Origin of the sequence: Magnetococcus marinus MC-1 (genome assembly GCF_000014865.1) — a bacterium.
In the GTDB taxonomy this organism is placed as follows: Bacteria; Pseudomonadota; Magnetococcia; order Magnetococcales; family Magnetococcaceae; genus Magnetococcus; species Magnetococcus marinus.
The window spans coordinates 3647812-3659838 of the sequence record NC_008576.1 but is presented as its reverse complement, the minus strand read 5'-3'; the positions used below and the strand labels follow the sequence as shown (position 1 = coordinate 3659838).

General features: G+C 52.5%; 7 protein-coding genes. All 7 read left to right on the top strand.

Annotated features, from left to right (window positions below; translation table 11 throughout):
• Positions 1-16: 16 nt before the first annotated feature.
• The 7 genes from MMC1_RS20460 (at position 17) to MMC1_RS15085 (ending at position 11877) form a co-directional block, all read left to right on the top strand.
• Positions 17-3373: a PAS domain S-box protein gene (locus MMC1_RS20460; RefSeq protein ID WP_011714506.1), complete on the top strand. Its 3357-nt coding sequence runs from the start codon at positions 17-19 to the stop codon at positions 3371-3373.
• 323 nt (positions 3374-3696) lie between these two features.
• Positions 3697-4089 (top strand): class II SORL domain-containing protein, encoded by a 393-nt coding sequence (locus MMC1_RS15110; RefSeq protein ID WP_011714505.1) that lies wholly within the window; start codon positions 3697-3699, stop codon positions 4087-4089.
• Between the two features lie 469 nt (positions 4090-4558).
• Complete coding sequence (locus MMC1_RS15105) at positions 4559-4768, top strand: cold-shock protein (RefSeq protein ID WP_011714504.1); 210 nt, start codon at positions 4559-4561, stop codon at positions 4766-4768.
• 255 nt (positions 4769-5023) lie between these two features.
• On the top strand, positions 5024-5647 hold the full coding sequence (locus MMC1_RS15100; protein ID WP_011714503.1) for a hypothetical protein: 624 nt from the start codon (positions 5024-5026) through the stop codon (positions 5645-5647).
• A 239-nt stretch (positions 5648-5886) separates the two neighbouring features.
• Positions 5887-6840: a cytochrome-c peroxidase gene (locus MMC1_RS15095; RefSeq protein ID WP_011714502.1), complete on the top strand. Its 954-nt coding sequence runs from the start codon at positions 5887-5889 to the stop codon at positions 6838-6840.
• A gap of 2 nt (positions 6841-6842) precedes the next feature.
• Positions 6843-10754 (top strand): DAHL domain-containing protein, encoded by a 3912-nt coding sequence (locus MMC1_RS20455; protein WP_011714501.1) that lies wholly within the window; start codon positions 6843-6845, stop codon positions 10752-10754.
• A complete protein-coding gene (locus MMC1_RS15085) occupies positions 10744-11877 on the top strand; it encodes an HD domain-containing phosphohydrolase (RefSeq protein WP_011714500.1) in 1134 nt (377 codons plus the stop codon). The genes MMC1_RS20455 and MMC1_RS15085 overlap by 11 nt, the downstream gene beginning before the upstream one ends.
• Positions 11878-12027: the final 150 nt, after the last annotated feature.

The window sequence follows — 12027 nt, the reverse complement described above, 5'->3', positions numbered from 1 at the left end:
CTGTGGGAGTGTCGGGATGGATCATCGTAACAGTCTACTTACGCTGTATATGGTTATGGTGGTGGCGGTGGTGGCCGTGGCTGCGGGGCTATTGTTACTGCTGTACCAGGATAGCTTTGCAAAAAAACAGGCGCATTTGCAAGATTTGGCCACCAATCAAGCACGTTTGATTGATGAGGTAGCCAATTTCAATCATTCATATCGTCATGATTATCCAACCGGTGCGGTAGAGGCGACCATAAGTCAGATCCGCGATGCCCATGGCAAGAGCATTGGATTTGGTCAAACGGGGGAGTTTATTATTGCCTACCGTAAGTCTGGTCATAGTCACGTTCATTTTATTGTGGCACACCGTTTTACGCAGGCGGTCACCCCATCCTTTCGGGAAAACCCCAACCATCTTCACCCTGCTATGGCCCGTGCCATGGCCGGGGAGAGCGGCTTTATGGAGGGTACCGACTATCGGGGTAAGCAGGTTTTGATCGCTTACGCACCGGTGGTCAAGCTGCGTATGGGGGTGGTGGCTAAAATGGATGTGCAAGAGGTCCTTGCCCCCTTTGAGCGAATCTTAAAAATAGGCTTATCAATAACGTTATTGCTCATAGGCGGGGGGAGCGTTGCCTATCTGTGGGTTGCCAAGGGTGTGGCCGGGCGCATGGAGTGGCAGCATCAAAGGTTGGCTATGTTGGTTGAGGGTATGCCTGCTGTCATCTATACCGAGGATCTCCGCACACAACTTCCTTACTATGTGTCACCCCAAGCGGTGGTATTGTTGGGGGGGCAGGGGTGCCAAGCTGACGAACCCCTGGATGTTTGGTGGAACCGTCATGTGTGGGCTGAGGATTGGGAAACGCTACAGCACGCGCGACAGATGCTCAAAAAGCACAAACGTCCGATGCAGGTCGAGTACCGTATGGTGCGTCAAGACGGTCAGCTTATTTGGGTGCGCGATGTGGCCCGTTTGGTGTGTGATGAGCAGGGGCTGCCACTGTTGGTGCAGGGTATGGTGATGGATGTGAGCGAGGCGCGGCATACCCATGAAAAGCTCATTGCCAGTGAGGTTAGATTTCGTCAACTCTATGAAAATGCACCGATAGCCTATCAATCGCTCAATACGGAAGGGGTGATTCAAAATGTCAACCAGGCATGGTTGAAGAAAACCGGTTATGAGCTTTCGCAAGTATTGGATCACTCCCTGTTTGAGTTTCTGGTGGTGGGCCAAGAGCAGGAGGTTGCCAAAAAATTTGAGGCCTTTTTACAAGCAGGTTATGTTCAAGATTTGCACTATGAGCTGCGCTGTGCCGATGGTCGAGCCCTTAAAGTTTCCATCAATGGGCAGGTGAGTCGGGACCGCTCGGGTCGGTTGGTTAAGACGCACTGTGTTTTAACCGACATTACGGAGCAAGACCGTGCGGCGCAGGCGTTGCAGGAGAGCGAAAGCCGGTTACGGCTGATTTTAGCGTCAACGGGGGAGGGTCTGTTTGGTCTGGATTTGCAGGGGAACTTTATCTTTGCTAACCCAGCTTGCTTGCGCATGATGGGCTATAGGGATGATCGTCAGCTATTGGGTAAGCCGATGCTGGAAATTGTCAGTTGTTGTTCCTCCCAATTTGTACGGCGGGGGAAGGGGAGCTGCCCGATTAGTCAAATTTTAAAAACGGGCCTGCCCAACCACGCTGAAGGAGAGCTGTTTCGGCGGGCGGATGGTAGCTTTTTTAGTACCGAATTTTGGTCGCATCCCATTCAGCAAAACGGGGAGCTGGTGGGTGCGGTGGTAACCTTTATCGACATCAGCCAGCGGGTACTCAACCAGACGGCGTTAAAGGCGTCTGAGCTTAAATACCGCACCATTTTTGAGTCGGTACCGACCCCGCTGCTTATTTTGGATACCAGCGGCGTGGTGAGGGATGTCAACTCCGCGCATCAAAGCACGTTTGGCCGTTTTGCCGGGGGCTCGTTGATGGGGGTTTCTATCCGAGAGCATCCGGGGGTGGCGGGTTCGCTGTTGGCAGAGAGCTTTTTGGCGCTGGCTAAGGGTGAGCCGATGCCCTTGCAACAGGCCAGCTATACCATGGAAGCAGAGGGTGAGGCGATTCACTTTAATGTGAGAGGCGTGCCCTTTGTAACACGCGATGGTGAGGGGCGTGAGGATCTGCAAGGGGCGTTGGTGATTCATGAAAACATCACAGACCTCAAACAGACCGAGCTGAAGTTGCGCAAGGCGGTGGAGGAGGCCGATTGCGCCACCCATGCTAAGGGGGATTTTTTGGCGGTCATGAGTCATGAGATCCGCACCCCTATGAACTTGGTGGTGGGCATGGCCGAGCTGTTGTTAGAAACCGATGTCAATGCCGAGCAAAAACACTATCTGGAAAAGTTACAGAAGGCGGGGGATACGCTGCTTAGTTTGATCAATAATATTCTTGATTTAACCAAATTAGACGAGGGCCAGCTCAAGTTGCTGGACGAGCCTTTTGCGCCACAGGCGTTGTTGGATGAGGTGTCTGGCATCATCTCCCTAGCGGCTGAGGCTAAGGGACTGACCCTGAGTTGCGAGATTCAGGAGGGGGTGCCTGAGCGGGTCTTGGGGGATTCGGTGCGCATCAAGCAGGTATTGCTTAATCTGCTCTCCAACGCCTTAAAATTTACCCAGCAAGGGTTTATTCGTTTGTCGCTGACGGTTGAGGGCGCGGAGGGGGCGCAGCAGCTCTGTTATGCGGTCAGTGATAGTGGCATGGGCATACCCGATTACCACTTGGACGAGGTGTTTGAGCGGTTTTCCCAGGGGGATAGCAGCATGACCCGCCGGTTTGGGGGCAGCGGTCTGGGCTTGGCGATCTGTAAAAAGTTGGTTATTTTGATGCAAGGGCAGATCCAGGTTAGCAGTCAGGTGGACGTTGGGGCCATCTTTCAGATTCGTTTACCGTTACGTGCGGCGGCGTTGGCCCCTGCGTCGTCCCAGCAGCAGGTGAAGCGCCGTTTGAACCAAGGGGTTAGGGTACTGCTTGCTGAAGATGCCGTTGATAATCGCATGCTCATACAGGCCTATTTGCGCAATTCCCCCCATGATTTAGTGATGGTGGAGGATGGTCAACAGGCTCTACAGCTTATAGAAGAGGGGACTGATTTTAACCTGATTCTCATGGATGTGCAGATGCCGGTGATGGATGGCTATAGTGCCACCCGCGCCATTTTGGCAGAGTTGGGGGCCCAACAGCGGCCCCCTTGCCCCATTGTGGCTTTAACGGCCCATGCGTTGGAGGGGGACCAAGCGCGTAGTTTGCAGGCGGGTTGTGTGGCGCATTTGACCAAGCCAATCAAAAAGAAAATTTTGTTAGAGGCCATCCAAACCTATGCGCGGCTAGCCCCATAGGGGATGTTTTAGCAGATGCCCCAACACGCGTAGAGCCGCTTTGTTAGGTCTCCATGGCTATATCCATTTCTTCATGGAAAAAGGCGCCTCTATGGGGGGCATGCAGGTTTTGCGTGGGCTTGATTGGCCGAAGGGTTGGCAAAAATATAAAAAACATGTGCAACTTTTGGTAAACGATGCTATCTGAATAGGCGAGTTGCTAAATGGAACCGAATCGGTTCCACAGTGTGAGTATGATGGATTCTCGAAATCGGGCAGGTGAACGCCTTGCGTACCGGTCGACCGTTTTTTTAACCATATCATTCCTAACTAAGGAGCGAAGCATGCCAAATATCAGCCGTTATGTCGATATCTCTGAAGTCGATAAAGAAGCTAAGAAGGACTATATTGATCGTCACTCTCCCTTTATTACCTGTGCCAGTTCGGCCAAGGCTGGGGAGAAGTTTGCTGTGAACGTGCGTATGGGTAATGAGTACAGCCATCCCGACGACACCGACCACTACATTAAGTCGATCCAACTGTTCAATGGCACGACTTTGTTGGCCGAAGCCAACTTTGTGGCGGGTGCTCTGGGCGGCACCGGTGCTAAGGGTCAAGCTGAAGTGACCTTTAATGTGGTGCCTTCGGGTTCCAAAATGCGCCTTACCGCACTCTCTTACTGTACCAAACATGGTCTGTGGGAGTGTGATCCGGTCGAAGTGAGTGTTACCGAGTAAGCCTGTCAGCAGCCCTGTTGCAAATAGAGGCAGGGCAGTAAGGTTCTTTAAAAGCGGTTTTGCCCGGAAGCGGGGGAAACCGCTTTTTTTTAGTGTTTTAGAGTGGTTTAACGCATAATTTATTGTGACAGAAAGATGATCATAGGGTCGGTTGATTGGGCGCATGGCCCATAAGGGTTAAGCCCAATGTTCATGATTGAGGGACATTGGGTTTTATTATAAAGGTCCATTGGTTAGCTAAGTTGGCTGGCAAGGTGTTAAAAAAAGAAATCCTATAACTTTGAATTATGTCTGGTGATTGTTTGCGTGAATGTGCTATAGATGTTTTATCATGCCTTTCGGGGGTTGTCTGTCACGCTGGGGTGGCTGCAACTGAGGCGGTGGTCCATCGCTCTGGTGCCCACATGGATGGGTTTCTGTACCAGTTGGCAAGGGCCGGGAATCACAAAATGGTAAGTGGGTTGTTCTCATGTCAAAGCGTGAAGTAGGTACCGTCAAATTTTTCAACGAACAAAAGGGTTACGGATTTATCTCGCGGGAAGATGGCTCCGATGTGTTCGTCCACTTCAGTGCCATACAAGGCTCTGGTTTTCGCACCCTGACACAGGGGCAAAAGGTGGAGTTTGACACGGTGCAGGGGAAAAAGGGCCTTCAAGCAGAGAATGTTACAGGCGTGTGATCGGCCCTGGCAGGCATTTGGCGTAATGCCAATCTCTGCGGTTGTGTAACTAAATGAGCGATGGGGGGGGCATACCCCCGTTGATTGACTTTAAAAGGGTATCCTTGTTTTGAGGGTGCCCTTTTTTTATGAGCCATCAGGTGACAGGCTATGAATGTCGCTTAGTTAAAAATAATAAATTATTAATTATATAGAGATGTGCTATATAAATTTGACGCAATAAAATAATAAACTTCTTAAAGTTGGGGTAAGATTATGGAAAACGATGATAATAAAGATATGCAGCACTTAATTGAGACGCTGCAAAAAGGGTTTGAAAGCCTGCGTGCGGATAATGAAGCCCGTGAGCAGTTGGTGAAAAAAACCTATGAGTGGCGTTTACAGCTAGAGGCCAAACGTCAACATAAATGGTACTGGATGATCGGCTTGGTGGGGGTGTTGGCACTGCTTGTGGGGGGGGATCTGTGGCGGGTTATTATGAATATGGAAAATGATATGACCAACATGTCGAAACAGATGACCCAAATGACCCAGCAGATGACCAGCATGAGCGGCGATATGGGCAGCATGCGGGGGGCGATGCTCTCTATGAATGGGCACATTACCAGCATGGCTGCGGATATGCGTGGCATGCAGGGGCATGTTGGGCAGATGAATGAGCAGATGGGATTCATGCAGGGCAGTGTGACGCAAATGACCAGTTCGGTGTTGGGTATGCGTCAGGATGTGGGGCAGATGAGCCGCGCGGTGGGTGTCATGACCGGTTCAGTGGCCAACATGGATCATGGCATGCGCACCATGAATATGCAGATGGGTGATATGGACCACTCTATGCGGCCCATGCGTGCGCTGGGGGATATGATACCATGGCGGCGTTAGGTTGAGCCGAGCCGCGAGGGCAGGGTGCCCCAAGTTTTTTGGCTTGGCGAGTTAAGGTGAGAGGAGCACGGGGCAAAGAGCATTGTTTGGGGCGTGTGCGGGAATTAACGGGCAGGGGTCGCACTCCAGGCTAGAGCATCGTGGCTGAGGGGGGTATACTAGAGATCGCTTAGGTGTTTAGAGTTAAAGGCTCCCAGTGGGTTGGTGGCCGCTGCTAAACCAATGAGAAAGGCGATTGCATGGAGTGGTTTGCGCGTAAATGGGGGGTTGGGTTGCTCCTGTGGTGCATGTTTGCACTCTCTTCGTTGGCGGCGGCGCAAGAGCCGTTGGCCCCTATCCCTGATGGGCAAGATTGGCAGACCGATAAAGCACAGTTGGGGGGCCAACTGTTTCATGATCCCCGATTTTCTGAGGACAACACTGTTTCGTGTGCAACGTGTCACCCCTTGGAACAGGGGGGAATGGATGGCCAGGTTCGCTCGGTGGGCGTGTTGGGTAGAGAAGGGCTCGTCAATACGCCAACCGTCTTTAATAGTAGCCTCAACTTTGCACAAATGTGGGATGGCCGGGCCGAAGATTTGATGGCCCAAATCGACTTTCCCCTATTTGCTACCCATGAAATGAATAGCTCTTGGGATAAGGTGCTGCCCAAGCTACGACAAAATGCCGATTACCTTCGCCAGTTTGCGCTCCTTTATACCGATGGCATGAGCGTCGCCAACATTAAAGATGCCATCGTCCATTTTGAACGCAGCCTCATTACCCCCAATGGGCGCTTTGATCGTTGGTTGAAAGGGCAAGAAGATGCCCTGACTTTGCGCGAGAAGCAGGGGTACAGCCTGTTTAAGGGGTATGGGTGCAGTGCTTGCCACCAAGGTCGTGGGGTGGGGGGCAATTTTTATGAAAAAATGGGTGTGATGGGAAACTATTTTCGCGATCGAGGCGAGGTTACCCTAGCCGATTATGGCCGCTATAACCATACCCGCCGCGAAGAACACCGCTATGAGTTTAAAGTTCCCTCTCTACGCAATGTGGCCCTGACGGCCCCCTATTTTCATGATGGCTCAGCCAAAACACTGGAAGACGCGGTGGAGGTGATGGGGCGTTATCAATTGGGGCGGGAGATCCCTCCAGAGGATGTGGCAAAGATTGTGGCCTTTTTAAAAACCCTCACCGGCGCCCGGTTGGAGTAAGCATGCTGTCACCACTGCGTACTTTTATTTTTGCTCTGTTCCCGCAGTCACGTGCCGCTAAATTGGGCCTGCTGGCCGTGGTTGCCTTGGTGATGATGTTACCCGCACTCTACCTGTTGGGATTGGGGGTGAATGTTCAACAGCATATGCAGACACTCAACCATTTTTCCCTGGTTAAGCAGGATATTATGCAGATGGGAGAGCGCATTATCCGCACGGATGCGCGGCTCTATCCCCATTTTGACCCGCTGGTGGCTGTTGTGCAGCGGCTAAAGCGGGATGTCAAACAGCTCGAAACGATGTTGGGGGTGTATGAGAGCCCCGGGATTGACGAGGCGTTGACCCCGCTTAAGCGGATGCTAGCGCTCAATCAGGCGTATGTGGAGAATTTTAAATCCCACCGGGCTTTATTGAACAACTTTCTCGACTATTTTCCCAATGCATGGTCAGAGAGCTTGGCTCAATTACGGATGCAGCAAGGCGATGCTGTATTACACCCACTGTTGGATGAGGTGATGGCGGCATTTATCACCATGGCACATGGCACCCCACTGCGTGATCGGGCAGGTGTTCATGCACTGCTTGAGCAAGTCATGGCCAGTGCTTTAACGCTGGATACGAGGCAACGGCGTGGAATAATCACCATGGTTCGCTATGCCCAGGCTATTTTGCACTATGAGGATGATCTAAAAGAAATTTTGCAAGGGATTGAGCAGACCGATCTCAATGCGCAATTGGGTGTTTTAGAAGAGCGCTACATGCAGCTCTACAGCCAGCATCAACAAAAATCCAGTCACTACCGATTGCTCCTGTTCATGGGGACGTTGTTGCTGGCAGGGTTGGTGGTGTGGAGCTTTTTGCGGCAGCGTCGTAATGGCTTATCCTTAGAGGCCGCGATCAAGCAGTTGGCGTTTCAGAAGTTTGCGATGGATCAGCATGCCATTGTCAGCATTGCTGATGCCACCGGAAACATTACCTACGTCAATGAAAAGTTCTGTCTGGTCAGCGGCTACGCAGAGTCCGAGCTGTTGGGCAACAATCATCGTGTGCTGAGTTCGGGCCATCATGGGGCTACGTTTTTTCAGGAAATGTGGCACACCATTGAACAGGGTAACGTGTGGCATGGTGAGCTGAAAAACCGCGCCAAGGAGGGTGGTTTTTTCTGGGTTGCATCCACCATTGTCCCCTTTCTGGACAGTCAGGGTAAGCCCTACCAATATATCTCCATACGTACCGATATAACCCAACGTAAACGGGTTGAAGAGCAGCATGAAAAACAGAAGATTTTTCTTCAGGGAATCACCGATGCCATGGGCGAGGGGCTCTTTGCGGTAGACCGCGAAGGGGCTTGTATTTTTATTAATAAACAGGCCGAAAGGATGCTCGGGTGGAGTGCCGAAGAGATCCACTTAAAAAAAATGCAAGGATTGATTCACGCATCGACGCGGATTGCGGATGCCTACCAATGGCCCGCCTTGCGTAGCATGGATGAAGCGGCGCCGGCCCGTTCGGAGGATGAACATTTTATCAACCGTAGTGGGCAGATGTTCCCCGTTTCTATGGTGGCTGTGCCGCTAGAGGAAGGGGAGCGCATCGTCGGTTCGGTGGTGGTGTTTCAAGATATCTCGGTTCGCAAACAGCAAGAGCAGGTATTACAGGGTGCGGTGCGTGCGGCAGACCAAGCCAACCGTGCTAAAAGCGATTTTCTGGCCAATATGAGCCATGAAATTCGCACCCCGATGAACGCCATTCTGGGTATGAGCCATTTGGCGATACGCACCAGCAATGATCCAAGACAGCGTGCGTATTTGCAAAAAATCCATGGGGCGGCTCAATCGCTGTTGCACATCATCAACGACATTCTCGATTTTGCCAAGGTTGAGGCCGGTAAAATGGAGATGGAGATGGTTCCCTTCAACCTAGATGAGGTGCTCGATACCCTCGCGACGCTAACCTCAGTTAAAGCCGATGAGAAGGGCCTAGCCTTAATTTTTAGGCGTCACCTTGATCTGCCCCAACGGGTGGTGGGGGATGCCCTGCGTCTTAACCAGATTTTGCTCAACCTGACCGGCAATGCGGTTAAGTTTACCGAGCAGGGTAGCGTGGTGGTCAATGTAGAAAAAGTGCAGCAGCAGGGTGATCAAATCGTGCTGCGTTTCTCTGTGCAAGATACCGGTATCGGTATGGATGAGTCCCAAATCCAACAGCTCTTTGTCGCCTTTGAGCAGGCGGATAGCTCCATTACCCGGCGCTATGGTGGGCGTGGTTTGGGTTTGGCCATCTGTAAACAGTTGGTCAACCTGATGGCGGGTGAATTGAGTGTACAGAGCACGCCCGAGGTTGGCTCTTGTTTTACCTTTACGGTACCCTTTACGGTGGTGCAGGAGCAGGTGGTGGACGCCATCGTTCCCCAAGGGATACGGGGCCGTGTGGTGTTGCTGGCAGATGGTTCGGCGCTGGCGCGGCGGGTGGTTGCCGAGATGTTAAAACATATGGGTTGTGACGTGCTAGAAGCCGAGCAGGTGGAGCAGCTGCTAACCGCGTTGCAAGCCAAGATAGGTCCGGATATGGTGTTGCTTGACAGTAGCATGGTGGATGCCCAGGGCGCACACGCTTATGCCGCCATTCGTCAGGCAGATGCAGGGGGGGCTTGTCCCGTGTTGGTAATGCATACCCATGGGGACCGAGAACAGGTTTTGGCATGGATGGCCAAGGATAAACAGTTGGGCCATGTACAAAAGCCTTTAACCCCGTCGCGGTTGCTGGAAGGGATGGTGCAACTGTTGGTGGATGAGGGCCGCGTAACGGGATTGAGCGGCGAGACCGATGTCATCGCTCGTTATAAGCCCTTGTTGACAGGTGCCAATATCTTGCTGGTGGAGGATAATGGGGTTAATCAAGAGGTTGCCTTTGAGCTGCTGAGTATGGTTGGTGTCGAGGTGACGGTGGCCGATAATGGCAGCCAAGCGTTAAGCTTTTTAGAGCAAGCCAGCTTTGATCTGGTGTTAATGGATATTCAAATGCCTGTCATGGATGGTTATGCGGCGACCCAGGCGATCCGTCAAAACATGTCATTAACCCTGCCCATTATTGCCATGACCGCCACTGTTATGGAGGCCGATCAAGCGCGTGCGTTAGCCGTGGGCATGAACGGTCATGTGAGCAAACCCATAGAACCCCATAAGCTCTATGAAATGCTGTTACGTTGGCTGCCCTCTAAAGGAGAGCCGTCTAGGGCCGTTGCGCGTTTGCGTTTGCCTGGGGATGAAACGGAGCCTGACGTTACGCTGCCTGAGCAGCTACCTGGGATAAACATTCCGCTGGGGGTGCAGCGGCTGGTGGGGAATAAGAGCCTCTATCTTACCCTTCTACAGCGGTTTTATCAGGACCAAAAAGAGATCATGGTGCAGATCCGTGAAGGATTGGCACGCAAAGATTTTAACACCTGCATGATGCAGGCACACACCTTAAAGGGGGTCGCTGTGAGCCTCGGTGCCCTGCCTTTGGCCGCGTGTGCGGGCGTGCTTGAAACAGCGTGTAAACAGCGCGATGAGCGGGCGACCACCCAGGCACTTATCCCCTTGGCGCAGAGCTTGAGTGAGGTAATGGCAGGGCTACAACCTTTAACGGTTGAGGCACAGACCGCTTTGCCAGAGCGGCCTGTGGGGGGGGATAGCCGTACCGCCCAACTCTATTCACTGTTGCAAGCGTTGGTGGAGCCCTTGGAGATGCGGCAACCCAAAGCGTGTCAGCCCATTGTGGCACAGTTGCAAGAAAGCTCGTTGCCAGGGAGCTATGAGACACCCATTACGATGTTGCTTAGTCATATCCAACGTTACCGAATGAAAGAGGCTGAGCAGTTGGTGCAGACCCTGCTGCAACGGTTGGCTGGAGAGTGCACGGATGAATCATGAACGACGCAGTAAAATTTTTGTGGTGGATGCGCAAGTCGGCAATTTGGATCTGTTGGTAGAGTATTTAGGGGAGCGCTACGCCCTGTCGGTCGCCTTGGATGGCGAATCGGCGCTGGAGGATATTCCGGTTACTCAGCCGGATCTTATCTTGTTGGATGTGCAGTTGCCGGTGATGGATGGCTATGCCGTGTGCCGGGTACTGAAGGCCCGTGCAGACACGGCGCACATACCGGTTATCTTTACCAGTGCGGCCTTGCAAGCGGGCTCGGAACGGGATGGCTTTCTCTGTGGTGGGGTGGATTATATTAGCAAGCCGTTTGATCAACTGGTGGTACAGGCACGGGTTGCGCGGCAGTTAGCGCTGGTTACGAGCCAACGCCAACTGCAAATCTGTAATCTCAATTTTAGCACCATGCAGCAAGCCCACGCCGCCGACCTGCAACGCGCCAATCGGCGCATCGAGCAGAGCCATCTGGACATTATTCGGCACTTGGGACGGGCCGCAGAGTATCGGGATAATGAGACCGGGCTGCACGTGGAACGTATGAGCCGTTATTGTGGCATTATGGGGCGGGCGTTGGGGTTGGATGCACAGCGTGTGACCCTGTTGGAGCAGGCCGCGCAGATGCATGATGTGGGAAAAATCGGTATCCCCGATCATATTTTATTAAAACCCACCAAATTAACCCCCGCAGAGTGGCACATCATGCGTAACCACTGCGAAATAGGCGCGGCCATTCTTGGTGAGCATGAATCCCCCTTGCTGCAACTGGCCCGGACCTTGGCCTTAACCCACCATGAACACTGGGATGGTAGCGGTTATCCCCATGGTCTACAGGGAAAGCAGATTCCTCAAGAGGGGCGCATTGTGGCCATCGCCGACAGCTTTGATGTGATGACCTTGTGCCAGAGCTATCGGAAGGGGGTTTCATTAGATGAAGCCTTCGAAACACTGCAAGATTTGGCGGGCAGTCAGTTTGATCCAGAGTTGGTGGTCCTGTTTGTGGCGCAGCGGGCACAGGTGGAGCAGTTAATAGCCGCATGGGATGCAAAAACCTCCCCCGTGGATTTGCGCTACGATGAGGCAGGCGATGCTAAGGCGCACACCGTGACGCCCGGTTAGCAGAGACCAGCCGTTGTTTTTGCGAGCATTCCCTAGATAACAACATCCCATCGCGGCCTTACCCCATGGTGCAGAGCGGGAGAACGCATCTAAAAAGTTATCAGGCGTTCTGTTGATAGCGTTTTGGATTGAGGAGGGGTGACTCCAACT

Bases quoted from the DNA above. Each gene is read 5' to 3' on its own strand.
- MMC1_RS20460 (WP_011714506.1), top strand. From the start codon at position 17: ATGGATCATCGTAACAGTCTACTTACGCTGTATATGGTTATGGTGGTG.
- MMC1_RS15110 (WP_011714505.1), top strand. From the start codon at position 3,697: ATGCCAAATATCAGCCGTTATGTCGATATCTCTGAAGTCGATAAAGAA.
- MMC1_RS15105 (WP_011714504.1), top strand. From the start codon at position 4,559: ATGTCAAAGCGTGAAGTAGGTACCGTCAAATTTTTCAACGAACAAAAG.
- MMC1_RS15100 (WP_011714503.1), top strand. From the start codon at position 5,024: ATGGAAAACGATGATAATAAAGATATGCAGCACTTAATTGAGACGCTG.
- MMC1_RS15095 (WP_011714502.1), top strand. From the start codon at position 5,887: ATGGAGTGGTTTGCGCGTAAATGGGGGGTTGGGTTGCTCCTGTGGTGC.
- MMC1_RS20455 (WP_011714501.1), top strand. From the start codon at position 6,843: ATGCTGTCACCACTGCGTACTTTTATTTTTGCTCTGTTCCCGCAGTCA.
- MMC1_RS15085 (WP_011714500.1), top strand. From the start codon at position 10,744: ATGAATCATGAACGACGCAGTAAAATTTTTGTGGTGGATGCGCAAGTC.